Below are 24189 nucleotides of genomic sequence, written 5' to 3' on the forward strand. Positions count from 1 at the left end.
AGCCAACCACACCGCCTCTTTTTTTCGCCCCTGAACGGAGCTTCCGGGTCATGTATGAGAAAACATTAACGCAACTCGCTGCTGCCTTAAAAAGCGGCGAGTTCTCAAGCCGAGAGCTGACCGCTCACTATTTGCAGCGCATTGAAAAAGCTGACGGCAAACTGAACAGTTTTATCAGCGTGACCGCTGAGCAAGCGCTGAAGCAAGCCGAAGTTGCTGATAACGCGCGGGCGGCGGGCACCGCTGGCACGCTGGCGGGCATCCCCCTGGCGCTTAAAGATATTTTTTGTACTCGCGATGTAAAAACCAGCTGCGGCTCAAAAATGCTGGATAGCTTTATCGCCCCCTACAATGCCACCGTCGTTGAAAAGCTGAACGCAGCGGGCACGATTAGTCTGGGCAAAACCAATATGGATGAGTTCGCCATGGGCTCTTCCAACGAAAACAGCTACTACGGTCCGGTTAAAAACCCTTGGGATTTGAACGCAGTACCGGGCGGCAGCTCCGGCGGCAGTGCCGCAGCGGTCGCGGCTGGCTTGGTGCCTGCCGCCATGGGCACCGATACCGGCGGCTCCATCCGCCAACCGGCGGCGTTTTGCGGCATCACTGGTTTGAAGCCCACTTATGGCCGTGTATCTCGCTTTGGCATTATTGCCTACGCTTCAAGTCTTGATCAGGCAGGCCCCATGGCACGTAGCGCCGAAGATTGCGCACACCTGTTGGGCGTTATTGCCGGTCACGATGGACGCGACTCCACCAGCGTCACCCGCGGCGTGCCGGACTATGTGGAAAGCCTTAATGCTCCGCTCTCAGGCTTAAAGATTGGCCTGCCTAAAGAGTATTTTGGCGATGGCTTAGATCCCGATGTTGAAAAGGCCGTACGCGAAGCAGTGAAAGTGTACGAATCTCTGGGCGCGACCGTGCGCGAAGTCAGCCTACCGCACACCCACTATGCGATTCCGGCTTACTATGTTATCGCCCCCGCCGAAGCCTCTTCGAACCTGTCACGCTACGACGGTGTGCGCTTTGGTTATCGCTGCGACAATCCCAGCGATTTGATTGATCTGTATACCCGCTCACGGGCTGAGGGCTTCGGTGAAGAGGTCAAGCGGCGCATCCTGATCGGCACTCATACGCTGTCGGAAGGTTTCTTTGACGCCTACTACACCAAGGCTCAAAAAGTACGTCGCCTGATCCGCCAGGACTTCCTAGACGCCTTTGAAGATGTGGATGTGCTGATGGGACCGGCCTCCCCCACGCCTGCTTTCGACCTAGGCGCTAAAAAAGATCCCGTATCAATGTACTTACAGGACATCTACACCATCGCGGTTAACCTGGCGGGCATCCCCGGCATCAGCGTACCGGCTGGCTTTTCCAATGGTCGGCCGGTGGGCCTGCAAATTCTCGGCACCCACTTCGCCGAAGCGCAGTTGCTAAATGTCGCTCACCAGTTTCAACAAGCGACCGATTGGCACCTACAACGTCCTGCCTTTGCCGAGGAGTACGCCTAATGCAATGGGAAACCGTGATTGGGCTTGAAGTCCACGTTCAGCTCGCAACGCGTTCAAAAATTTTCTCCGGTGCCTCAACGGCGTTTGGCGCTGAGCCCAACACCCAAGCGTGCGCGGTCGATTTAGGCCTGCCCGGCACATTGCCGGTGCTTAATGAACAGGCGGTGGCGATGGCCGTTCAGTTCGGCTTGGCGGTGCATGCGGATATCGCTGAAGTGTCGGTGTTTGACCGTAAGAATTACTTTTACCCCGACCTGCCCAAGGGCTATCAGACTAGTCAGATGTATCACCCCATCGTGGGGCCTGGCGACATTGAGATTACCCTGGAAGATGGCAGCACCAAGTGTATCCGCATTCACCATGCTCACCTTGAAGAGGATGCTGGCAAGTCGCTGCATGAAGATTTTCATGGTATGACCGGGATTGACCTGAACCGGGCTGGCACACCGCTGCTGGAAATCGTTTCAGAGCCCGATATGCGTAGCGCGAAAGAGGCCGCGGCGTATCTCAAGGCGATTCACTCGATCGTCACCTACCTGGGCATTTCTGACGGCAACATGGCGGAAGGCTCCATGCGCTGCGACGTTAACGTTTCAGTGCGTCCCACGGGTCAGGAGGCCTTTGGTACGCGCGCAGAGATTAAAAACGTTAACTCTTTCCGCTTCGTCGAACGTGCGATTGCATTTGAAGTTGAGCGTCAAATTGAGTTGATCGAAGATGGCGGCAGCGTGGTTCAAGAAACGCGCCTATTCGACCCGGATCGCGATGAAACCCGCAGCATGCGTACCAAGGAAGAAGCCAACGACTATCGCTACTTCCCCTGCCCCGACCTGCTGCCAGTAGTTCTTGATCAAGCCTACTTGGATCACTTACGCAGCCAGTTGCCTGAACTGCCTGCCGATAAGCGCGAACGGTTCCAAAACGAGCTGGGGCTATCTGCCTATGACGCCAATGTCATTTCAGCCAGCCGCGATATGGCCGAGTTCTTTGAGGCCGTGCATAACGAGTGCGGCGACGCTAAGCAGTCGGCTAACTGGGTACAGGGTGAGCTTTCCGGCGCCCTTAATCGCGAAAACCTAAGCATTGCCAACAGCCCGATTTCGGCGCGCCAGCTAGGCCAGCTGATCAGTCGCGTGCTGGACAACACCATCAACGGTAAAGCGGCAAAAGAGGTTTTTCAGGCGCTGTGGAATGGCCAGGGCGAATCCGCCGACGATATTATTGATGCCAAAGGGCTCAAACAAGTAACGGATACCGGCGCGATTGAAGCGATGATTGATCAAGTGATCGCCGACAGTCCCGCCCAGGTTGCCCAGTATCGTGATTCGGAGCCGGAAAAACGCGGCAAGATGATCGGCTACTTTGTCGGTCAGGTAATGAAAGCATCGCGTGGCACCGCCAACCCGCAGCAGGTGAATGGCTTGCTAAAAGAGAAGCTCGACGCGCTGTTGTAACGGCAGTTTTGGACAATCCGAACAACTCTTGGCGGGGGCGCTGTAAACCCCTCCCTGGGCGCTACTTTCGCCATCCTTGGCGAAAGACCCCCGCTACGAGTTGATTCGGAACTGAAATTTTCGAACAACTAGCGGCTGCCCCGGCAGCCGCTTTTTGGTCTTTATGGCCATCAAAGCTGGCTGGGCTGGGTAAAACGCTTCAGCTGCGCGCAGCCTGCCGCCCAGACCTCGGCTTCAAACTCAGCGATGGCGGCGGTAGGAAAACCAATGCCTTGGGCTGGACTCCCCTCGACCAACAGCCCCGCCAAATCGCCCACCAGCGGCATATGACTCACCAGCATAATCGGCGTGCCCTCAGGCTGTTCAAGCAGCCAGTCGCTCACAGCGCTGGGTGAGTCCTCTGGGGTGATAAAATCTAGCGTCTCAAGGGGAGTACCCAGCGCGTCGCACAGCGCTTGCGCGGTTTGCTGCGCTCGTGCGTAGGGGCTGGCATAAAGCGTTGGCATTGGCAATTCACCAGCAGCCACACGCTCGGCCAGCCAGCGCGCCATTTTTTCGACCTCACGCTCACCGCGCGATGTTAAGCGGCGCGCGTGATCGGGATACCCTGGCCCAGCCTCGCCATGGCGCATGATCAACATATCAGGCATTCGAGCCTCCGTTTTTTTGAGAGGGAGGAGCCTGGTCATGATGGGCTTGGTCGCGATGAGCCTGCTGAACAGCCTCACGGGGCAGAATAAACTCTACATCACTACTCTGCTCGCCCATCATCAGGGTGCGCGCCATCTCTTGAGCAGGCACGCCGTCAAACAGTACGTGATGAAGCCCTTCCGCCAACGGCATATAAACACCCATCTCGCTCGCTTTGGCGCATACCAGCTTCACTGTATTAACGCCTTCCGCCACTTGGCCAAGTGCATCAACGGCTTCTTCAAGCGTCCGCCCCTCTCCCATGGCATAGCCAACCCGGTAGTTACGCGATAAATTAGACGAGCAGGTAACGATCAAGTCTCCTACGCCTGCCAAGCCTAAAAAAGTCATCGGGTTAGCGCCCTGGGCAACCGCAAAGCGGCTCATTTCAGCCAGCGCGCGGGTCATCAACATACTGCGGGTGTTTTCACCCATACCCAGCGCCGCCGCCATGCCCGCCGCAATGGCGTAAATATTTTTTAGTGCGCCACCTAACTCAACACCGTGGCGATCATCGCTGGCGTAAACGCGGAAATAACGGCAGCCCAGCGCTTGCTGAACCCGCGTGCGGGTTAACGGGTCAGCGCTAGCAATGACCGTAGCGGTTAACTGTTTATCGGCAATTTCAGATGCCAAGTTAGGCCCTGCAATCACACCAATGTGGCTAAAGCCTGTCTCCTGTTCAAGCACCTGGCTCATGAGCAAGAAGCCGTCCTGCTCAATCCCTTTGGTGGTACTTACCAGAATTTGCTCAGGCCTCAGCCACGCTTTTGCTGCTTGCACCACGCTGCGAAAGGCCTTTGAGGGAATCGCAATCAGTACCAGGGAGGCATCAGCTAATACAGCCTGCATATCGGTTGAGGCTTCTACGGCTGGATTCATTGCGTAATGCGGCAGATAGCGCCCGTTACGGTGTTCGTTATTTATTTGCGCGACCAGCGTTTCGTCACGCATCCACTGACGGACGTGGGCGCCATTATCGGCGGCAATACTTGCTAATGCCGTACCGAAACTACCGCCTCCGAGTACGGCGACCTTAATTTGCTGCTCAGCCATGATGGTGTCCTAATAAGTCTCGCAGAACGTACACGCCCACTTTATCAAAACTAGCCTACTAAAACAGACGGCCCGCTTGGGTAACCAAACGGGCCGTTTTGGGCGCTGATAAATATGAGCGTTAGTTACTAACGCCTAAGCCATAGCGCCTTGGTGTAAGAACCTTCTAGGCGGTCAGCACACTGTTAAGGCGTTTCACGTAGGCGGCAGGATCATCCAAATGACCGCCTTCAGCAATGATGGCTTGATCCAGCAGGATGTAGGAAAGCTGCGTGAACAAATCACCTTCAGCCCCTTCCAAGCGGGCCACTAGCGCATGGCTGGGGTTCAGCTCAAGAATAGGCTTCACCTCGGGCAGCGGCTGCCCTGCCGCTTCCATAATGCGGCGCATCTGATAGCCCATCTCATGCTCAGGTAACACTACACAGGCGGGCGAGTCGGTCAGGCGATGCGTGATTTTCACTTCCTGCACGCCGTCGCCTAGCGCTTCTTTGACGCGCTTAACCAGATCCTCTTTCGCTTTAGCGGTCTCTTCCTGGGCTTTCTTCTCTGCTTCATCTTCTACATCACCAAGATCAAGCTCGCCCTTAGCGACATCGGCAAAGGTGTTGCCATCGAACTCAGTCAGATGGCTCATCAACCAATCATCAATACGATCCGACAACAGCAGTACTTCGATGCCTTTTTTACGGAAGATTTCCAGATGCGGGCTATTTTTCGCTGCATTAAAGCTATCCGCCACCACGTAATAAATCTTCTTCTGGCCTTCTTTCATGCGCTCCACATAATCAGCCAGCGCATGTTCCTGGGTAGCGGTATCGGTGTGGGTTGAAGCAAAGCGCAACAAACCAGCGATTTTTTCACGGTTAGACGGATCTTCGCCCGGCCCTTCTTTCAATACGCTACCAAAGGTATTCCAGAAGGTTTGATACTGCTCTTTGTCCTTGGCGAGTTTCTTGAGCATGTCCAAGCCACGCTTGGTAAGCGCCGACTTGATTTTATCGACATTGGGGTCTTGCTGGAGCAATTCACGAGAAACGTTGAGCGACAGCTCGCGGGTATCCAGCACACCTTTGATAAAGCGCAGATAAAGCGGTAGGAACTGTTCAGCATCGTCCATGATAAAGACACGCTGAACGTAGAGTTTCACCCCTCGTGCCCCATCACGGTCGAACATATCAAACGGGGCACGCCCTGGCACATACAGCAGGCTGGTATATTCAAGCTTGCCTTCGACTTTATTGTGACTCCAGGTCAGCGGGTCGGAAAAATCGTGGGCAACGTGCTTGTAGAACGCCTTGTACTCATCGTCGGAAACCTCGCTCTTAGGACGCGACCATAACGCCGTGGCCTCATTAATGGTTTCCCAGGTCGTTACTTCACTACCCTCAATGCTGTTGCCTTCGTCGTCCTTCGCCGTTTCAGTCTTCGGCATACGCACGGGCACTTCGATATGATCCGAATATTTACGTACCAGACTTTGTAGCCGGTAATCATCGGCGAACTCTTTGGCATCCTCTTTCAGGTGCAGGGTAATTTCGGTCCCGTGCTGGGCTCGCTCGATATCAGCAACGGTAAACTCGCCTTCCCCTTTGGAACGCCACTCGACACCTGCGCTGGCATCGGTACCTGCTTTACGGGTACGCACCGCGATTTCATCAGCAACAATAAAGCCAGAGTAGAAACCAACGCCGAACTGACCAATCAACTTGGCGTCTTTCTGCTGCTCACCGGAAAGTTGCTTGAGAAATTCAGCGGTACCTGAACGCGCGATGGTGCCTAAGTTAGCAATCACATCTTCGCGATTCATGCCTACACCGTTATCACGCAGGGTGATAGTGTTGGCTTCGTGGTCGTGCTCGATTTCGATACGCAACTCACTGTCGCCTTCATAGAGCGCATCGTTATCAAGGGCCGCGTAGCGAAGCTTATCGCAGGCGTCGGCGCCATTTGAGATAAGCTCGCGTAAGAAAATCTCCCGGTTAGAGTACAGAGAGTGGATCATCAAATTCAGCAGTTGCTTAACTTCCGTCTGAAAGCCTAGCGTTTCTTCGTGGTTAGCCGACTTATCAGTCGCTTGTTCGTGGGTAGCAGTAGTCATGCGCTTATCCCTTCTGGATCACGTTGGTCAATTGCCCCTGCGCTATTCAGCAGGAGCATAAAAAGGTTTCGTGGATCAAATATGGGGATAAGCAGCGCTTTTTCAAGCAGCTGAGGGTAAGAAACAGCAGAGCTTAAGAAGGCGTTAGGTCGGGGTCACCGTATTTCCAAGCACGATAGCCCTCTAAGCGCTGGTCGATCCGGTTGAGCAACCAGCCGACAATCAGCACATCGTCCACCACACCGATCAGCATGAGAAAATCGGGTATCAGATCAAACGGCAGTACCAAGTAACCCAAGGCTAATGCCATCATGCCAAATGCCGACCAGGGGATGGGGCGAAAATCACCACGGATCACGTCACGTGACATTGGTACAAACAGTTTTAGCGCACGCACAATACGTTTTGCCGCCCAAACGCGGGATTTGAGTCGACGCAGGAACCACCAAGTGGATAATGGGGCCATCGTAATTAAATCCTCCTAGTATCTGGGCAGTCAGATCATGGTTATTTACATTCGTTCAGTATAGCGGTTGCTCGATAATACCTGTGGACTACCTCCACCGAGCTTAAACAGAGTTAAATTGATAGAGAGAGAGCACCATGTTGGCTTCACCATTTCGCCATACCGCTCGCGCACTATGCACAACCCTGCTGGTGGGGCTACCCGCGTTTTCGTGGGCCGCCTCAGACAGTGAGTTACGCGATGCCCTCGCTGCCGCAAGAGAGCAGCAGTGGGAGCAGGTTGATAGCCGCTCAATAGAAAGCCATCCCTTAAAAGGCTATGTGGAATATCACCGGCTGAGGGGGCAACTGCCCCATCTATCGCCTGACAGCGTGCAAGGTTTTATCAACCAGTATGCTGATTCACCACTAGCGGTCTGGATGCGTGGCCAAGCGATTGCTAAGTATGGCCATGCAGGACGTTACAACGACTTACTAGCGGTCGCTGATGGCGAGCCAGCAGGTACAGCGCGGCAATGCTATTACTACACGGCGCTACTGGCTACTCAGCCCCAGCAGGCCAGCGAAGCAGGCCTTAAACTGTGGCGTACGGGCAGTTCACAGCCTGAGGCTTGCGATCCATTGTTTAACCGCCTGCGCGCTAACGGCACTATTGATGCCGCGGCCATCTGGGAACGCAAAATGTTGGCTTGGCAAGCCGGAGAAACGCGCCTTTCAAATTATCTGGGCGGGCTATTAAATGGCCAGTGGCAAACCGCGCTGGACACCATCGACAGTGTCACCACCAGCAGTCACGCAATCACTCAGGCGCCTTCGTGCCTAGGCCCGGAGTGTGCGGCTACCGCTAGCTTTTATCAGGCGGCCATGCAGCGATTTACACGAGAAGATACCCCCGCAGCGTTTGCTGCTTGGCAAGCGCTATCACCACGCCTAAACCTGCTGCCCAGCGACCGTGCAGCCATTGAGGAAGAGCTGGCTTTTTACGCTTTGGTCCGCGATGTGCCGGGTACACTTAGCTGGGTCGACAGCGTACTACCAACCCTTGAGAGCGAGCGTGTCTTAGAGCTGCGTGTTCGCCATGCATTGGCTAACCGTGACTGGAACGGCGTGCTTCACTGGGTTACCGAAATGCCGGTAGACCAACAGGAAAACAGTCGCTGGCAGTACTGGCTGGGCCGTGCCAACGCCCAGCTTGGCAACCATACAGCCGCCCAGGAACGTTACCAACGCGCGGCGACAGATCGCAGTTTTTACGGCTTTGCAGCCGCCGAAAAACTCGGACAGCCCTATCAGTTAAATATGGAACGCAATCATTTTGACGACGCGTCGCGGCAGCGTATAGCGCAACTACCTGCCGTTCAGCGTACCGAGGCATTGCTTCGTATTGGTGAAGATGGGCTTGCCAATAGCGAGTGGCTGCATGCGGTACAAACTGGCTCTCCACAGCAGGCACGCGCATTAGCCGATTATGCTGCCCAGCAGCAGTGGCATGCTCGCTTGGTGCAAACCACCATTGCAGCCGAGATGTGGGACGCCTTGGATTGGCGTTTTCCCCAGGCCTACCACGATAGCTTTCAGCACTGGGGCCGGCTCACCGGCGTTGATCCCTACCTACTGATGGCCATTACCCGCCGCGAAAGTGCTTATAATCCAAACGCCCTTTCGCCTGCAGGCGCGCGAGGCTTAATGCAACTAATGCCAGGCACTGCTAGCCAAGTCAGCCGCGAGCTGGGCATTAACGATCCAGGCCCCTACGGCGTGCTGGACCCAGAGCTAAATATCCGTTTGGGAAGCACCTACTTGCGTGACAAGCTGCAACGCTACCAGGGCAATCGCTTAGCAGCCGCTGCGGCTTATAACGCTGGCCCTGGTCGAGTTGACCAATGGCTAGGTGATGGCGTGGAGGCGTTTGACCTATTTGTGGAAAGCATCCCCTTCCGCGAAACCCGCGACTACGTACAAGCCGTCCTGAGCTATCGTGTGATTTTTGAAAGCCTTGCTAACGGTGGCAACAGCGAAGGCGTTTCGCTGCTGAGCGATAACGAACAGCAGGTACGCTACGACCGGGCGTTGCTCGCCCGTCGTTAGGCTAGCTACCCACTAGCCTTGGCGCCCGGTCTAAACCGGGCGCTGAGTGAGTGCAAGCCGGATACCAAAGATAACCAACACGGTTCCCGTAGCGGCGTTCAAGGTTTGCGCAAAACGCGCGTTGGCGAGCCACTTACCGGCACTCCCCACCATCATTACCACGCTGATCTGCCAAATATTGGCGATAATGAAATGCACGCCAGCCAGCCAAAGGGATTTCAGCAAAGCAGGATCGCCGGGGGCGATAAACTGAGGCAAAAACGCCATGTAGAAGACCACCGTTTTGGGGTTCAACACATTGGACAAAAAGCCCTCTTTGACTGGCTGCCAGCGAGAAACAGCAGGCGTATCTTTTAGTACGCCATTAACGGGCAGCGGCTGCCCTCGCCTCGCTGCCAATAAACTGGTGATCCCCAGCCAAATCAAGTATCCCGCCCCTACCAGCTTCAACATATGAAATGCCCAGGCCGATTGCAGCAGAATAAGCGAGATGCCTAACGCAGAGATAGTGGCATGGATAAACAGCCCACAGCAGATAGCTACACTGGTAGTCACACCATCGCGAATGCCTCCACGAGCCGTGTTACGGATGACTAGCAGCGTGTCGACGCCAGGGCTAATCGTAAGCAGCGTGATAGCCACCAGGAAGGAAATAAACTGCGCATCAACAAAACCCAACTGCATCATTTGTGCTTGCTCGCAAAGAAATAAAAAATCTTAGGTATGTGGCTGGACGACAGCCGCGTTTGCATCTAGAGTAATTGTAGCGGGTGGACAATTGAGTTGCCCGTTTGAATATTAAGCATGTTAAGGAAATAGAAAATGGCAACTGGCACAGTTAAGTGGTTCAACGATACTAAAGGCTTCGGCTTCATCTCTCCTGATGACGGCGGAGACGATCTGTTCGCCCACTTCTCCGAAATTCAAGCTGAAGGCTTCAAGACCCTGCAAGACGGTCAAAAAGTCAGCTTTGAAGTGACTCAGGGTAAAAAAGGCCTTCAGGCTTCCAACATCCGCCCAGCTTAATTGCTACCGGATGGACAAAGGCCCGCTAACGCGGGCCTTTTTTATGGCTGATTTTTAAGGCTCAGCTTAGCCACAACTGTTTATTCCTCACGATTACGGTTAGCTGCTTGGCTATCTGCACTGGTATCAAGCTCATCCATCTCACTAGCGCCTATATCACTATCACTCGCGTCTGACTCGATCGCTGGGCCAGTCTCGGCCTCTCGACTCTCCAATTCCTGAAACTGCTCTTCAAGACGCTGCTGCGCTTCTTCAAAGCGACGCTCTGTATCCTCGATCAAAGCCTCAACGTCGGTAGCTTCGCGGTTATCTTCCAACGGCGTTCGCTCTGGCAAGCTGCTATCTTCATCCCAGCTAGACGAGAAATCTTCATTTTCCATTGGCTCTAACGTGGGTGCCTGCTGCTCTACTTCTTGAAACTGCTCTTCAAGTCGCTTTTCCGCTTCTTCAAAGCGGCGTTCAGTTTCGGCAATCATCTCATCGACATCAGAACGGGTTGCTTCTCCCGGCATTGCGCTTTCCTCATCGAGCACATCATCAGGGTCGGCTGCCAGCGTATCTTCTTCGGCCTCTACCGTCGCAGCATCAGCAGAACTATCACCATTTTGGCTGTCACTACCTTCACGTAGAGTTTCCGCTTGCTCAAGTTCTTCAGCGGCTTGCTGTGCCTCGATATCATCCTCTACTTCTTCGGGGCTAGACATTTCTGCCGCGTTTTCAGCCGCTGCTGGCGACTCCTCTTCGCGCACTGCTTCATCATCCGTCACCTCAGAATTATCATCTGGTGTTACGGTGGGATCTTCCTGGGAGTCACCGCAGGCACTCAGCAGTAGAGCCATTGCGGCAACTACAGGTATCCACACGCGATTGGCCATTAGATACTTCTCCTTTATAACGTTTAAAATCTGAGTGAAACCAGTTAAGGCCGGTTGCTGGAAGAGAGTAAGGGGCACTCCTCTGGTAACAGCACACGCAACGCTAGAGGTACTACTTCGGCACAGAAATGGTCATAACAGCGCGCCTCACCATCCAGCGTTAATGGCCAGGGCGGATCACCCGCCTGTGTCGTCAGCGTTAGTTGAGTCGTGGTGAAATAGCGCACAAATCGCCCCTCAGAGGGAAAGCTTTGCAGCTCGCTAATCAACTTGCTCAGCTCTGTCACCGAACTAAAGTCCTTGACCAGAAGCACATCCAGACGACCATCATCAAGCTTGGCCCGTGGCCCCAGCACCTGCCCTCCGCCTGATTGGCGGCCATTGCCTAGTGCTAGCAACAGTAGCGATGCACTCTCCTCTTTTTCATCCCAATGTAGCGTGCCGCGATAGCTGCGGTGTCGCCATGCTTTGAGCGCGCCCATCAATGAATACGCGCCGCCTCCCAATAGCCTCTTTAGGGTTTTCGGCGTTGATGAGGTAATTTCAGCGCCAAATCCCCCGGTCGTCATATTGATATAGTAGCTGGTTGCGGACTCACCACCCGCACCAGCTGTCACACGTACAACATCAATGGGGTAAGCACTTAGCGCTCTTGCGGCGGCTAAAGCAGGGCCTGGCTCTAATGGCAAACCAACTGAGGTGGCAAAATCATTAGCACTGCCCAATGGCACGATACCTAATACCGGCCGACGGTCATGGGGCAAACGCATCAACCCGTTCATGACTTCGCTAACCGTGCCATCGCCACCGCAGGCAATCACATGCGTAATACCCATGGTGTCAGATAGCTCAGCAATATCAGCAGCGTCGCCCCCTTCCCAGGTAGCTCGAACAGTAATTTGCATCCCTGCTTGGCGTTGTTCATTGACTGCCTCACGCAATGCCGGGTTACCGGCAGATTTACCATTAATAATAAGTAAATAGTGTTGCTGCGAATCTGTCACCGTTGTTGTTCCTTTCCTTGGTTAACTGCTTTTGCCCACCATGCCTGTACCTATGCCAATGCTTTCTCGACCACCTCATACACATTTGAAGACAGCGGCTGTTGCCTAATACGTTCTAGCTGAGACCGCATTAATACTTGGCGGGTTTCATCAAAACGCTGCCATCGCGTTAGCGGCGTGATAAGCCGCGCGGCAATTTCTGGATTCAGCTGGTTGAGTTCAATCACCACATCGGCCAACAGCTGGTAGCCCTGACCATCTAAGCGGTGGAAATTGACTCGGTTCTGGGCAAACGCCCCAATGAGGGCACGCACTTTGTTGGGATTCTTAAGTGAAAAAGCGGGGTGTTGCATCAAGTACTTCACGCGCTCAAGCACATCTCCCTGCGGGCGTGAGACCTGAATGGTGAACCACTGATCCATCACTAAGGGGTCATGCGCCCATTTTTCGCCAAATGATTTCAATGCTGGTGAGGCCAAATCATCGCGATCGCTGTGCACCAGTAAAGTGAGAGCCTGACGTACATCGGTCATATTGTGGTCGGCGGCAAATTGCTTTTCGCACAGCGCTAAGCCCTGCTCATCCTCGATCGACATGAGATAGGAGAGCGCCACGTTTTTAAGGCTTCGCTGGGCAATTTGCTCTGGCGTTGGCGCGTAAGTCTCTTCCGTCACATTGGCTTCGTAGATGGCAATAAATTCATCGCGCAGAGCAACGGCTAACGACTGGCGCACAAATTCACGTGCCGCATGAATGGCGTCGACATCCACAATTGGCTGCTGCTCCGCTATATACGCTTCTGAAGGAAGTGTCAGCATTTCAGCTAATACCGCCTTATCGCTCATTGGGCCGTTCAGAAGTGTTTTAAAGGCATCAACAACACGGCTGTCCATCACCTTCTCGACACTATTGCGGTGAGCAGCAATTAGGTCATCCAACGCCAACAGCGCCAAGCGCTGGCCAGCATCCCAGCGGTTGAAGCCATCGCTGTCATGGGTCAACAGAAAGGCAAGATCTTCTCGTGAATAGGGGAAGTGCAACTTAACGGGCGCTGAAAATTCACGTAGTAAAGACGGCACCGGCGCTTCAGCGACATCAGTAAAGACAAAGGTCTGCTCATCATCACGAAGGTGAATAACGGCATCTTTGCCTATTTTTTCGCCGTTGAGGGTTAACGTTAGGTCTTGACCTGATTTTGTACCGACTAACCCCATACGTACTGGAATATGCAGCGGCAGTTTATCCGGCTGGCCTGGTGTCGCGGGCGTGCGCTGACGCAACGTTAAATGATATTCGCCATGCACATAGTCATACTCGCCGTGAGCATCAATATCCGGCGTACCTGCCTGGGAGTACCAACGCATAAACTGGCTTAAATCCTCGCCGGAGGTTTCCGCCATGCAGCCTACAAAGTCTTCAATCGTCACCGCTTGGCCATCGAATCGCTCAAAGTAAAGGTTTGAGCCGCGACGGAAATTTTCTTCCCCCACTAAATTACGCAGCATGCGTACGACTTCTGCCCCCTTCTCATAAATCGTCAGGGTGTAGAAGTTGGTAATTTCAATAAAGTGGTCAGGGCGAATCGGATGCGCCGTAGGACCAGCATCTTCGGCAAACTGTGCCGTGCGGAAAAAGGAGACATCCTGGATGCGCTTAACCGGTGCTGAATTGGTATCCGCCGAGAAGCACTGATCACGGAAGACCGTAAAGCCCTCTTTCAGCGAAAGCTGGAACCAGTCGCGACAGGTGACACGATTGCCTGACCAGTTATGAAAGTATTCGTGGGCGACGATGCCTTCAACATTCTGAAAGGCGGTATCGGTAGCGGTATGGGGATGCGTCAGCACCGCGGCGGAGTTAAAGATATTAAGGCCTTTATTCTCCATCGCCCCCATATTGAAATCATTGACGGCCACGATCATAAATAGATCCAGGTCGTACTCACGACCATAAGCCTGCTCATCCCACTCCATGGCCCTTTTCAACGAGGCCATAGCATGTTCGGTCTTATCCAGGTTCTCTTGCTCCACCCAAATTTGCAGCGTGACCTCGCGACCGCTCATGGTGGTGAAGTGGTCTTCTACGCGATGCAGGTTGCCTGCCACTAGAGCGAATAGGTAACAGGGTTTGGGATGCGGATCTTCCCAGGTGACGAAATGACGACCACCTTCCAGCTCGCCGCGCTCTAACGGGTTACCGTTAGCCAGTAATACTGGTTCACGCTGCTGATCGCCGATCACCGTGACCTTGAAGGTCGCCATGACATCTGGGCGGTCGGGGTAAAAGGTAATACGTCGAAAACCCTCGGCTTCGCACTGAGTACAGTACATGCCGTTGGACTGATAAAGCCCTTCTAACGCCGTGTTCTCTTGCGGTGCGATCTCTACCTCACTCTCCAACACAAACCGCTCTGGAACATTGGCAATACTTAGGGTCTCTGCATCTACTTGATACGCGGATTCATTCAGCGGCGTTGCATCGATCGACAGGGAGATGAGCTTTAAATGTTCGCCGTTTAACACCAGCGGCGCATTCGCGTCAGCCTTCGCATGTCGCTCTATCAACAGTCGCGCTTTCACACGGGTCGCGGCGGGGTCAAGATCAAACGTCAGCTCGGTATGAGTTACCCGGTAAGCGGGTGGCTGGTAGTCGCTTAAATAAACCGGCTGCGGATCAGACATAATGCGTGACTCCTGTATAAAACGAATATTTATATAGTTAATACCAGGTGACGGCGGCGAGTGGCGCTGCCCTGCTAGTTAGTCGCGGAAGTTATCAAACTGGAGCGGCAAATCCGGCCCCTCTTCGCCCCGCAGCAACGCCATAACAGCTTGTAAATCGTCGCGCTTTTTACCCGTTACCCGCACCTTCTCACCCTGAATTTGTGCCTGTACTTTGAGCTTACTGGCTTTGATGCGCTTAACCACATCTTTGGCTTCCGCCGCATCAAGCCCTTCCTTTAAAGCAACTTCCTGGCGGGCTTTTACACCGGAAAGCACCGGGTCTTGAACGTCCATACAGCGGGCATCAATGCCACGGGCGATAAGACGGGCTCGCAGCACATCAAGCATTTGCTTAAGCTGGAAATCAACTTCCGCCTCTAGCTGCACTTTATCGCCTTCCAAAGTGAAGCTGGCGTCGACGCCTTTAAAATCAAAACGCGACTGCACTTCGCGGTTGGCTTGATCAACGGCGTTAGCACCTTCGTGCTTATCGAACTCTGAGACAATATCAAATGAAGGCATGATGTAATTCCTGACAAGACATGACCACCTATTCTAGAGCAGCCAGCCCCCTAGGGGCCAATTCTGTTGTTTATCTCTTGTCCTTTTCGGTTTTGAAGCATGTTTTATTGAACCAAAACTTGATTATTGCCCACCTAAATCTATACAAAAGTTATCCATTAAGCTCTTCAAAAAGATGTTCAACCCCTGTTAGATGACTTAGGCTAGCGCGATAACCTTCTTGCCATCTTAAAAAACGTTACCCCCCAGGAGACATCATGAGTGACCGCGAGATCCGCCATAAAGCCTCCATGCAGAAGTTGAAAGCACGCGTAGATGAGAAAGTCGCCAGTGCCGACGAGCAGCGCGGCCTAATCATTGTTAACACCGGTAACGGCAAAGGCAAAACCACCGCAGCCTGGGGGACGGTCACCCGTGCCTTGGGTTATGGCTATAAAGTTGGCGTGGTGCAGTTTATTAAAGGTCTCTGGGAGTGCGGCGAACGTAACCGATTGGAGGAAGATACCAATCTTGAGGTAGCGATAATGGCCACCGGCTTTACCTGGGACACCCAGAATCGCCAAGCGGACACAGAGGCGTGCCACGCAGTATGGAAAGACGCCGAGCGTATGTTAGCGGACCCAGAGATCTATCTGGTGGTGCTTGATGAGATTACCTATATGCTCAAGTTTGGTTACTTGGACATTGAAACCGTTAAACAAGCGCTGGAGAAACGCCCGACGGAACAGACGGTGATTATTACGGGAAGAAATGCCCATCGCGAGCTAGTCGCCATGGCCGATACGGTGACCGAAATGCAGGAGGTTCGTCATGCCTTCAATAACGGCTTACAAGCGCGCCGTGGCATCGACTTTTAAATATAAGCTGATACATACAGAAAAGGGGCAACTCCGTTGCCCCTTTTGCTCATCTGCTCATCAATAGCCAGCTTGAACCGTTATTAACTATCGAACGGGTTACGCAGCACGATGGTTTCCATACGGTCTGGACCAGTAGAAATGATATCGATACTTGTACCCACCTGCTCTTCAAGGAAGCTGATGTAGGCGCGGGCATTGGCAGGCAAATCTTCGACCTGTTTAGCGCCCAACGTGGACTCTTTCCAGCCAGGTAAATCCTGATAAAGCGGTTCGACGGCTTCGTAGCCTTCTGAATCCACAGGGTTATCCAATACGTCGCCATCTTTACTGCGATAGCCAACGCAGACGCGGATATTTTCCAACCCATCCAGTACATCCAGCTTGGTCAGGCAGATGCCGGAGACCGAGTTGATCTGCACCGCGTGACGCAGGGCCACGGCGTCAAACCAACCGCAGCGGCGTGCACGGCCAGTCGTGGCACCAAACTCATGACCACGCTCGGCAAGGTGGCGGCCATCAACGTCAAATAGCTCAGTGGGGAATGGGCCTGAGCCAACGCGAGTGGTATATGCCTTAGTAATGCCCAGCACGTAATCCAAATAAAGCGGGCCGACGCCAGAGCCTGTGGCCGTGCCACCTGCAGTGGTGTTTGAGCTGGTTACGTACGGGTAGGTACCGTGGTCGATATCCAGCAGCGAGCCTTGAGCACCTTCAAACAGGATGTTCTCACCAGCTTTACGGAGGTCGTGCACCATGCTGACAGTGTCGCAGACCATTGGGCGCAGCTCTTCAGCCATCTGCATTGCAGTATCCAGCACTTCCTGGAAGTCGACCGCCGGTTCGCCGTGGTAATTCACCAACACGAAGTTGTGGTAGTCGAGCACTTCGCCCAGCTTGGAAGCAAAGCGCTCGCGATGAAGCATATCGCCTAAGCGCAGGCCACGGCGGGCCACTTTATCTTCGTAAGCGGGACCAATGCCACGGCCGGTGGTGCCAATTTTAGCGATGCCCCGGGCCTTTTCACGGGCCTGATCCAGGCGCACATGGTAAGGCAGGATCAGCGGACAAGCGGGTGAAAGACGCAGGCGCTCACGTACCGGTACGCCTTTGGCTTCCAGCTCACGGATCTCTTTGATCAGCGCTTCAGGTGAAAGCACCACGCCATTACCAATCACGCAGGTTTTGCCTGGACGCAAAACGCCGGAAGGAATCAGGTGAAGAACGGTTTTTTCACCGTCGATGACCAGCGTATGGCCAGCATTGTGACCACCTTGGAAACGCACCACGGCGGATGCTGATTCAGTCAACAGGTCAACAATCTTACCTTTGCCCTCGTCACCCCATTGGGTGCCCAGCACTACGACATTCTTACCCATTATGATGCACTCGTCTCTTGTGTCAGGGCCGTTGGCTGCCAACGACCATTGATAAGCTCAAGACGGCGGTCACATTCATGCTCCGCCGGCCCAGTACGCTGCCCAGGCAGCGCTTGAATCACGCGTTCCCCTTGCTCACGCAGTGCAACAATGGCAGCGTTGAGCGACTCCTCCTGCTGGGCGGGTGCCCAAATACTACCGCGACTCGGGGCAGCCAGCGCCAACGACGCCAGTTGTTTAAGATCCATCGAGAAACCGGTAGCGGGGCGAGCACGACCAAAGGCACGCCCTGTATCGTCATAACGCCCGCCTTTAGCAAGCGCATGCCCATAGCCCGGCACGTAGGCGGCAAACATCATACCGGTATGGTATTGATAGCCACGCAACTCAGCCAAGTCAAAGTAGAGCGACACATCAAAGCGCGCCAATACGCCTTGATAGAGCGCATCCAACTGATCCAATGCCGCCGTGACTGAGGCAGGAGCGCCCGCAAAACGCTCGCGCGCCTGGCTTAAAATATCCGCTCCGCCATGCAGCTCACCAAGCGCCAACAGCATATCCGCTAATGCCGGGTCACTAACACTAGCGTCTACAAGCTGTGCTAATTGCGTAGGTGATTTTAGCGCCAGCGCTTCAAATAGCGCGCTTTCCTGCTCATCACTGAGCGCTGCTGCTTCAACTAGGCTGCGGTAAATACCGATGTGCCCAAGCGCTAAGTGGATCTCCTGAGCGCCGGCCGCTTTCATACTGGCCAGCGCCAAGTGAATAATTTCACTGTCAGCCTCAAGCCCGGCATGGCCAAACAGTTCAGCGCCTACCTGCACGGGGCTACGCCCGCCTTGGTGCTGATCCGCCTTTGCACGCAATACGTTGGTGCAATAACAAAGGCGCACTGGGCCCTGTCGCTTAAGCGAATGGGCATCCATACGCGCCACTTGCGGCGTTACGTCAGCGGAGGCACCCATCATGCGGCCGGTTAGCTGGTCGGTCAGCTTAAAGGTCTGCAGATCGAGATCTGTACCCGTACCTGTTAACAAGGAGTCCAGAAACTCCACCGGCGGCGGCATTACTTGGTCATAGCCCCAGCAATGGTAAAGATCGAGCAGCGCGCGGCGCAGCTCTTCCATGCGGCTTGCCTGAGGCGGAAGCACCTCATCCATGCCGTCGGGCAGTAGCCAGCGGTCAGCGATGGTCATGTGAACAATCCTGCAAGACGATGAAGGCCCAACAAACTCAAGCAGTAACGAAGCAATATGATTGCCGACGCCAGCGTTAAATGAGGGCCACAAAAAAACCGGGCGACGCCCGGTTGATAAATTCTATCACGTTTATTGGCCGGATAAACCCCGCCAAGCCCTAGGAATGACGAGACGAGGTGCACCGGCCAAAAGCGACTTACTCGCTGTCGCTACCTTCCGGCTCTGGGTTACGCAAATAGCGGAAGAAATCGCTATTCGGCTCCAGCACCATCAGATTGCCATCGTCAGCAAAGCTTTCGCGATAAGCTTCTAGGCTGCGCCAGAAGGAGAAGAACTCCTGATTCTGGCCATACGCCTCAGAGAAGATCGCAGCAGCCTGGGCATCACCTTCACCACGCAGTGTTTCGGAGCGCTCATTGGCTTGAGCAAGCAACACCTGGCGGCGACGATCTGCGTTGGCCCGAATACGCTCAGCCTCTTCCTGACCTTGAGCACGCCACTCGCGAGCTTCACGCTCACGCTCGGAGCGCATACGGTCAAAAACAGCTGCCGAGACGTCTTCAGGCAGGTCGATCCGCTTAATACGAATATCGCGGATAGCCACACCTAGCTCTTCACGCATTAGCTCATCGAGCTCGGCGGTGGGGCCGGTCATCAGGTCATCACGTCGTTCAGCGATGATTTCCTGAAGATTCAAACGACCAAATTCATTACGCAGGCTTTCATCCACGCGCGGTTGAATCAGGCGAATAGCCATCAACTCATCGCCAGCGGTCGCCTCGTAGTAGCGCGTTGGGTTAATAACTTGCCACTTAACGTAGGAGTCAACGATTACCGCTTTCTGCTCAAGCGTCAGATAACGGCTAGTATCGGTATCCAGCGTCAGCAAACGCGTATCAAACTTACGAATCGTTTGCGCGATCGGCACTTTTGCGTGCAAACCAGGCTGAATATTCTCTTCGATGACTTCACCAAAACGCAGCTTAACGGCACGTTCAGTTTCGTCTACCACGTACAGAGTGTTGCTCGCCAGCCACGCCACGGCAGCCAGACCACCAACAATCAGCAGGGATCGATTATTAATCATTTACCGGCCCTCCCTGCGGATGGAGTTACTACTATTGGTATTCGTTGATGAGCTACTCTGGGTACTGCGTAGCCGCTCAAGCACATCCGCGTCCAACTGCTCATCACTGCTATTCTCGCTATTGCCAGACGATGAATTGCTGCGATTACCACTAGTACCGCCGCGCATTTGATCCAGCGGGAGATACATTAAGGGGGCGTTTTCGCTCACATCCAGCAGCACTTTCGGCGAATTACTAAACACATCTTCCATAGTGTCTAGATACATACGCTCGCGCATGATATCCGGCGCATTACCGTACTCGGAGAGTAGCGAGTTAAAGCGGTTGGCTTGACCCTGTGCTTCAGCAACCACCGACTCACGGTAACCCTGGCCCTGTTCAACCACACGCTGGGCCTGACCCTGGGCAGCCGGGATAATCGCATTGGCGTAAGCCATACCTTCGTTGATCGTACGCTGGCGATCTTCACGGGCACGGATAACGTCATCAAAGGCATCAATTACCGGCGCAGGCGCAGACGTCGACTCAATGTTGATGGTTTGTAATCGAATACCAGCACCATAGTTATCGAGATAGGACTGGAGACGACTAGAAACAGAGCTACCCAGAATCTCACGACCCGAGGTCAGGATATCGATCATATCAGTACCGCCAACCACGTGACGCAGCGCCGAGTCCAACGCATTCTCAATAGAGATAGCGGGATCACGTACGTTTAGAACGAAATCACGGGGATTAGCGACTTGGTACTGTGCTGAAATTTCCACTTCAACGATGTTTTCGTCGCGGGTCAGCATGGACTGCGTTTGAGTCAATGACCGCACGCGCGTCACATTCACCATCCGCACATCATCAATCAACGGCGGATTCCACTGCAGGCCGGGTTCTACAATGCCCTGGAACTCGCCAAAACGAAGCACAACACCACGCTCGGATTGATCGACTAAGTAAAAGCCCATCGCAGCCCAAATCGCCAGCGCAACAATAATCAGTAAGCCAGGCAAAGCGAAAGGATTACGGCTTTTACCGCTACCGCCACCACCATCGCTTTTTTTACTGCCGCCTTTTTTACCGCCACCCAGCATACTGTTGAGCTTATCCTGAAATTTTTTCAGCGCTTCATCCAGATCAGGAGGACCTTGGTTACCGCCTCCTTTATTGCCGTTGTTGCCACCATTATTACTGCCACGGTTTCCATCATTATCATTTCCACCGCGTCGGCCGCCACTACTCCAAGGGTCGTGCTGGTTGCCACCACCAGGCTCATTCCAGGCCATACTTCGTCTCCACTAAGGTATTCGCTAACGCAAATGCCAGCGTTTTAAACGATAGCATCGCGTTTTGATATTATTGCTCTATAAACCTTGTACCATTTTTATACAAAGCAGAATACAAGCAGTGCTTTAAGATTCGTAATGAGTAGCCTACCACTCATCGGATTCTTGTAACGCTACCGGTAAATAAGTATTGGCACGCTCGCCTAATTGAGCCATCAACTGATTAAAATCGCGCCGCGGCAAACGCACATCTAGCACCGAATGCCCCTGCTCATCAAAAGCTTCCTCACGAACTGCATTTAGTTCGTGAAGACCAGCACGCAGCTTACCTTGCTCAGGGTTAAGTGTCAGCGAGAAGCCAATCACATCGTTTGCTAAGCGTTCGGTCAGTGCTTCATGAAGTAATTCAAGCCCCTGGCCCTGCTGCGCTGAGAGCCAAACCACCTCTGGCACACCATGACCATCACGTTCAATACGCGGCGCGCTGTCGAGCTTATCAATTTTATTCATGACTTTGAGCACTGGCACATCATCTGCACCAATCTCTTTTAGCACTAGCTCCACCTGCTCCACATTTAATTCGCGGTCAGGATCTGCTGCATCAATCACGTGTACCAGCAGCGACGCTTCTGAAGCCTCTTGAAGCGTCGCTTGAAACGCCTCGACCAACTTGTGCGGTAAATGACGGATAAACCCGACGGTGTCCGCCATTACCACAGGCCCGACGTCTTCAATTTCAAGCCGCCGCAGCGTTGGGTCTAGTGTGGCAAACAGCTGATCAGCGGCGTAAACATCAGAGTTAGTTAACGCGTTGAATAACGTCGATTTACCCGCGTTGGTATAGCCCACCAGCGATACACTGTGGATTTCAGCGCGAGCACGGGCGCGACGATTCTGGTCGCGCTGGCTACGCACTTTATCCAGCCGCTTGTGAATCGATTTAATCCGTCCACGCAGCAGGCGTCGGTCAGTTTCAAGCTGAGTTTCACCCGGGCCGCGCAGGCCAATCCCGCCTTTTTGGCGCTCAAGGTGCGTCCACCCGCGCACTAGGCGAGTCGACATATATTCAAGTTGAGCAAGCTCTACTTGCAGCTTACCTTCATGCGTTCTTGCCCGCTGCGCAAAAATATCGAGAATAAGACCGGTACGGTCAAGCACTCGGCACTTGAGCTCTTGCTCAACATTGCGCTCTTGAGAGGGACTTAAGCTGTGGTTGAAGATCACCAATTCTGCCGCGTGAGCCGCGAGCAGTGCCCGCAACTCTTCCAGCTTTCCTGACCCAATAAATGTGCGTGAGTCAGGCCGGTGGCGGCTGGCAGTGAGTAGAGTCGCAGGCTCTGCACCCGCAGAGCGCACGAGCTCTAGAAACTCACCCGGGTCTTCACGTTTTTGCTCATCATGGAAATCGACATGAACAAGAACTGCCGTTTCACCGGCGTCTGGGCGTTCGAAAAACAATCAATACCTCGTGGAATCTCTTGCTTATCCAGCGGTGTTAAATCTCCGCGTCTTGCTCTGCCGGGTCTTGCGCAGGCAAGCGTACGTTACGAGACGGAACCACCGTAGAAATAGCGTGTTTATAAACCATCTGACTGACGGTATTGCGCAACAAGATAACAAACTGGTCAAACGATTCGATCTGGCCCTGAAGCTTAATGCCGTTGACCAAAAAGATGGAGACCGGAATGCGCTCTTTGCGCAGAATGTTCAAGTACGGGTCTTGAAGGGACTGCCCTTTGGACATGTTGCTCTCCCTAAAACTGTCGTTGGGGTTAATTATCAAATGGCGTGCCCTACTAGTGCTACGCCGCAATCTTTTTGCCCGAAAGGCCTAATGTTGCCGAAAAGGCCAAGTGACCATTCGAAAACATACGCTTACTAAATTACTATCTTGAAGAACTATCTTACGCTAAGCACCGCTTTCACGCACGAGTTTCAACACCTTATCAAGCGCGTCAGGGCGCTGCGAATCTACCCATTCAAGCGATGGCCAGCTTCTTAACCACGTTAGCTGACGCTTTGCGAGCTGGCGAGTCGCGATTATGCCCCGCTCAACAAGCGTGGCGTAATCATACTCACCTTCCAGGTACTCCCACACTTGACGATAACCAACACTCTTCATCGCCGGTAGGCCTAAATGTAAGTCATTACGCTTTTTGAGGGCAGTGACTTCATTTATCAAGCCCTCATCCATCATTAGTTCAAAGCGCTTAGCGATACGTTGATGCAAAAGGGCACGATCACTAGGCGCCAACGCTATCGACAACACGCGCCATGGAAAGGTTTCAGGCTGTTGCTCCGCCCATAACTCACTCATTGGCCGTCCGCTGGCATAATATACTTCTAGCGCACGTATTAAGCGCTGAGGATCATTGGGATGGATACGCTGAGCAGAAACTGCATCCACCTCGGCCAACCGTTTATGCAGCGACTCCAGTCCCTCATATTGCCATTGCGTTTCAAGTTGTTGGCGAATGATCGGATCAGCAGAAGGCAAATTGGCCACACCCTCTATCAGCCGCTTGTAATAAAGCATGGTACCGCCGACCAACAGAGGAACCCGGCCCGCCGCGCTGATTTGTCGCATCAGTTTTATCGCATCTTCACGGAAGTCAGCCGCTGAATAGGGCTCAGCCGGGTCGCGGATATCAATCAGGTGATGGGGTGCACGAGCAAGTTCAGCGGCACTAGGTTTGGCGCTACCAATATCCATACCGCGATACACCATAGCTGAATCAACGCTGATCAGTTCATGCCCTAAGCGCTCATGCAACGCCATCGCGGTATCGGTTTTCCCGGCCGCTGTCGGGCCCATCAAAAAAATTGCCCAAGGGCGCGTATCAGCCATGCGCGGGTAGTGCTCCAATATTTATC

21 protein-coding genes are annotated in these 24189 nt (G+C 53.6%); 5 read left to right on the forward strand and 16 right to left on the reverse strand.

All coding sequences use genetic code 11. The features are described from left to right. The first annotated feature begins 50 nt into the window (after nucleotides 1-50). Together gatA and gatB are read left to right on the forward strand one after the other, a co-directional pair. Entirely contained in the window at nucleotides 51-1511 is a 1461-nt protein-coding gene (gene gatA, locus CXF87_RS08000) for an Asp-tRNA(Asn)/Glu-tRNA(Gln) amidotransferase subunit GatA (RefSeq protein WP_101146248.1), read from the forward strand. Beyond that, a complete protein-coding gene (gene gatB / locus CXF87_RS08005) occupies nucleotides 1511-2965 on the forward strand; it encodes an Asp-tRNA(Asn)/Glu-tRNA(Gln) amidotransferase subunit GatB (protein ID WP_101146249.1) in 1455 nt (484 codons plus the stop codon). Before gatA ends, gatB begins: the two co-directional genes overlap by 1 nt. Nucleotides 2966-3135: 170 nt before the next feature. On the opposite strand, the gene sixA is transcribed toward gatB, so the two are convergent. From sixA to CXF87_RS08025, 4 genes are all read right to left on the reverse strand, one after another. Continuing rightward, a complete protein-coding gene (gene sixA, locus CXF87_RS08010; RefSeq protein WP_101146250.1) occupies nucleotides 3136-3615 on the reverse strand; it encodes a phosphohistidine phosphatase SixA in 480 nt (159 codons plus the stop codon). Then, nucleotides 3608-4711: an NAD(P)H-dependent glycerol-3-phosphate dehydrogenase gene (locus CXF87_RS08015; RefSeq protein WP_101146251.1), complete on the reverse strand. Its 1104-nt coding sequence runs from the start codon at nucleotides 4709-4711 to the stop codon at nucleotides 3608-3610. Before CXF87_RS08015 ends, sixA begins: the two co-directional genes overlap by 8 nt. Before the next feature lie 166 nt (nucleotides 4712-4877). Then, the gene (gene htpG / locus CXF87_RS08020) at nucleotides 4878-6812 is read right to left on the reverse strand and encodes a molecular chaperone HtpG (protein ID WP_101146252.1); all 1935 of its coding nucleotides are present in this window, start codon (nucleotides 6810-6812) and stop codon (nucleotides 4878-4880) included. Nucleotides 6813-6945: 133 nt separating this feature from the next. After that, on the reverse strand, nucleotides 6946-7278 hold the full coding sequence (locus CXF87_RS08025; RefSeq protein ID WP_101146253.1) for a YkvA family protein: 333 nt from the start codon (nucleotides 7276-7278) through the stop codon (nucleotides 6946-6948). A 137-nt stretch (nucleotides 7279-7415) separates the two neighbouring features. On the opposite strand from CXF87_RS08025, the gene CXF87_RS08030 reads away from it, so the two are divergent. Next, nucleotides 7416-9365 (forward strand): transglycosylase SLT domain-containing protein, encoded by a 1950-nt coding sequence (locus CXF87_RS08030; RefSeq protein WP_101146254.1) that lies wholly within the window; start codon nucleotides 7416-7418, stop codon nucleotides 9363-9365. A gap of 30 nt (nucleotides 9366-9395) precedes the next feature. Here the strand turns inward: CXF87_RS08030 and CXF87_RS08035 are convergent, their stop codons facing one another. Continuing rightward, nucleotides 9396-10052, reverse strand: a complete 657-nt coding sequence (locus CXF87_RS08035) for a LysE family translocator (protein ID WP_101146255.1) — start codon at nucleotides 10050-10052, stop codon at nucleotides 9396-9398. A gap of 135 nt (nucleotides 10053-10187) precedes the next feature. On the opposite strand from CXF87_RS08035, the gene CXF87_RS08040 reads away from it, so the two are divergent. Further along, the gene (locus CXF87_RS08040) at nucleotides 10188-10391 is read left to right on the forward strand and encodes a cold-shock protein (RefSeq protein WP_007114660.1); all 204 of its coding nucleotides are present in this window, start codon (nucleotides 10188-10190) and stop codon (nucleotides 10389-10391) included. 80 nt (nucleotides 10392-10471) lie between these two features. Here the strand turns inward: CXF87_RS08040 and CXF87_RS08045 are convergent, their stop codons facing one another. From CXF87_RS08045 to CXF87_RS08060, 4 genes are all read right to left on the reverse strand, one after another. After that, entirely contained in the window at nucleotides 10472-11266 is a 795-nt protein-coding gene (locus tag CXF87_RS08045; protein ID WP_101146256.1) for a hypothetical protein, read from the reverse strand. A gap of 44 nt (nucleotides 11267-11310) precedes the next feature. After that, nucleotides 11311-12270 carry a lipid kinase YegS gene (gene yegS, locus CXF87_RS08050; RefSeq protein ID WP_101146257.1) on the reverse strand — a complete coding sequence of 320 codons (960 nt, stop codon included), beginning with the start codon at nucleotides 12268-12270 and terminating at the stop codon, nucleotides 11311-11313. Nucleotides 12271-12320: 50 nt separating this feature from the next. Then, nucleotides 12321-14951, reverse strand: a complete 2631-nt coding sequence (gene pepN / locus CXF87_RS08055) for an aminopeptidase N (protein WP_101146258.1) — start codon at nucleotides 14949-14951, stop codon at nucleotides 12321-12323. A gap of 78 nt (nucleotides 14952-15029) precedes the next feature. Continuing rightward, complete coding sequence (locus CXF87_RS08060) at nucleotides 15030-15515, reverse strand: YajQ family cyclic di-GMP-binding protein (RefSeq protein WP_007114656.1); 486 nt, start codon at nucleotides 15513-15515, stop codon at nucleotides 15030-15032. 257 nt (nucleotides 15516-15772) lie between these two features. Between CXF87_RS08060 and cobO the strand changes: the two genes are divergently transcribed. Further along, nucleotides 15773-16372, forward strand: a complete 600-nt coding sequence (cobO, locus tag CXF87_RS08065; protein WP_101146259.1) for a cob(I)yrinic acid a,c-diamide adenosyltransferase — start codon at nucleotides 15773-15775, stop codon at nucleotides 16370-16372. Nucleotides 16373-16455: 83 nt separating this feature from the next. Here cobO and CXF87_RS08070 read toward each other — a convergent pair whose 3' ends face one another. The 7 genes from CXF87_RS08070 to miaA form a co-directional block, all read right to left on the reverse strand. Beyond that, nucleotides 16456-17751 carry an adenylosuccinate synthase gene (locus CXF87_RS08070; RefSeq protein WP_101146260.1) on the reverse strand — a complete coding sequence of 432 codons (1296 nt, stop codon included), beginning with the start codon at nucleotides 17749-17751 and terminating at the stop codon, nucleotides 16456-16458. Continuing rightward, on the reverse strand, nucleotides 17751-18947 hold the full coding sequence (locus CXF87_RS08075) for an ATP phosphoribosyltransferase regulatory subunit (RefSeq protein ID WP_101146261.1): 1197 nt from the start codon (nucleotides 18945-18947) through the stop codon (nucleotides 17751-17753). The genes CXF87_RS08070 and CXF87_RS08075 overlap by 1 nt, the downstream gene beginning before the upstream one ends. Before the next feature lie 199 nt (nucleotides 18948-19146). After that, complete coding sequence (gene hflC, locus CXF87_RS08080; RefSeq protein ID WP_008958621.1) at nucleotides 19147-20037, reverse strand: protease modulator HflC; 891 nt, start codon at nucleotides 20035-20037, stop codon at nucleotides 19147-19149. Beyond that, nucleotides 20038-21315, reverse strand: coding sequence for an FtsH protease activity modulator HflK (gene hflK / locus CXF87_RS08085; RefSeq protein ID WP_101146262.1), 1278 nt, complete (start codon nucleotides 21313-21315; stop codon nucleotides 20038-20040). A 147-nt stretch (nucleotides 21316-21462) separates the two neighbouring features. Next, nucleotides 21463-22773, reverse strand: a complete 1311-nt coding sequence (gene hflX / locus CXF87_RS08090) for a ribosome rescue GTPase HflX (protein ID WP_101146263.1) — start codon at nucleotides 22771-22773, stop codon at nucleotides 21463-21465. A gap of 37 nt (nucleotides 22774-22810) precedes the next feature. Continuing rightward, nucleotides 22811-23059, reverse strand: a complete 249-nt coding sequence (gene hfq / locus CXF87_RS08095) for an RNA chaperone Hfq (protein ID WP_007114649.1) — start codon at nucleotides 23057-23059, stop codon at nucleotides 22811-22813. A 165-nt stretch (nucleotides 23060-23224) separates the two neighbouring features. Further along, nucleotides 23225-24163 (reverse strand): tRNA (adenosine(37)-N6)-dimethylallyltransferase MiaA, encoded by a 939-nt coding sequence (gene miaA / locus CXF87_RS08100; protein WP_101146264.1) that lies wholly within the window; start codon nucleotides 24161-24163, stop codon nucleotides 23225-23227. Nucleotides 24164-24189 lie beyond the last annotated feature (26 nt).

It is taken from the genome of Halomonas sp. MES3-P3E, assembly GCF_002836035.1.
GTDB classification, from domain to species: domain Bacteria; phylum Pseudomonadota; class Gammaproteobacteria; order Pseudomonadales; family Halomonadaceae; genus Vreelandella; species Vreelandella arctica.

Coding starts and splice junctions, on each gene's coding strand:
- CXF87_RS08015 (WP_101146251.1), bottom strand. CDS start 4,711: ATGGCTGAGCAGCAAATTAAGGTCGCCGTACTCGGAGGCGGTAGTTTC.
- pepN (WP_101146258.1), bottom strand. CDS start 14,951: ATGTCTGATCCGCAGCCGGTTTATTTAAGCGACTACCAGCCACCCGCT.
- hflC (WP_008958621.1), bottom strand. CDS start 20,037: ATGATTAATAATCGATCCCTGCTGATTGTTGGTGGTCTGGCTGCCGTG.
- CXF87_RS08030 (WP_101146254.1), top strand. CDS start 7,416: ATGTTGGCTTCACCATTTCGCCATACCGCTCGCGCACTATGCACAACC.
- gatB (WP_101146249.1), top strand. CDS start 1,511: ATGCAATGGGAAACCGTGATTGGGCTTGAAGTCCACGTTCAGCTCGCA.
- miaA (WP_101146264.1), bottom strand. CDS start 24,163: ATGGCTGATACGCGCCCTTGGGCAATTTTTTTGATGGGCCCGACAGCG.
- CXF87_RS08045 (WP_101146256.1), bottom strand. CDS start 11,266: ATGGCCAATCGCGTGTGGATACCTGTAGTTGCCGCAATGGCTCTACTG.
- gatA (WP_101146248.1), top strand. CDS start 51: ATGTATGAGAAAACATTAACGCAACTCGCTGCTGCCTTAAAAAGCGGC.
- cobO (WP_101146259.1), top strand. CDS start 15,773: ATGAGTGACCGCGAGATCCGCCATAAAGCCTCCATGCAGAAGTTGAAA.
- CXF87_RS08035 (WP_101146255.1), bottom strand. CDS start 10,052: ATGATGCAGTTGGGTTTTGTTGATGCGCAGTTTATTTCCTTCCTGGTG.
- sixA (WP_101146250.1), bottom strand. CDS start 3,615: ATGCCTGATATGTTGATCATGCGCCATGGCGAGGCTGGGCCAGGGTAT.
- hfq (WP_007114649.1), bottom strand. CDS start 23,059: ATGTCCAAAGGGCAGTCCCTTCAAGACCCGTACTTGAACATTCTGCGC.
- htpG (WP_101146252.1), bottom strand. CDS start 6,812: ATGACTACTGCTACCCACGAACAAGCGACTGATAAGTCGGCTAACCAC.
- CXF87_RS08040 (WP_007114660.1), top strand. CDS start 10,188: ATGGCAACTGGCACAGTTAAGTGGTTCAACGATACTAAAGGCTTCGGC.
- CXF87_RS08070 (WP_101146260.1), bottom strand. CDS start 17,751: ATGGGTAAGAATGTCGTAGTGCTGGGCACCCAATGGGGTGACGAGGGC.
- hflK (WP_101146262.1), bottom strand. CDS start 21,315: ATGGCCTGGAATGAGCCTGGTGGTGGCAACCAGCACGACCCTTGGAGT.
- CXF87_RS08025 (WP_101146253.1), bottom strand. CDS start 7,278: ATGGCCCCATTATCCACTTGGTGGTTCCTGCGTCGACTCAAATCCCGC.
- CXF87_RS08075 (WP_101146261.1), bottom strand. CDS start 18,947: ATGACCATCGCTGACCGCTGGCTACTGCCCGACGGCATGGATGAGGTG.
- CXF87_RS08060 (WP_007114656.1), bottom strand. CDS start 15,515: ATGCCTTCATTTGATATTGTCTCAGAGTTCGATAAGCACGAAGGTGCT.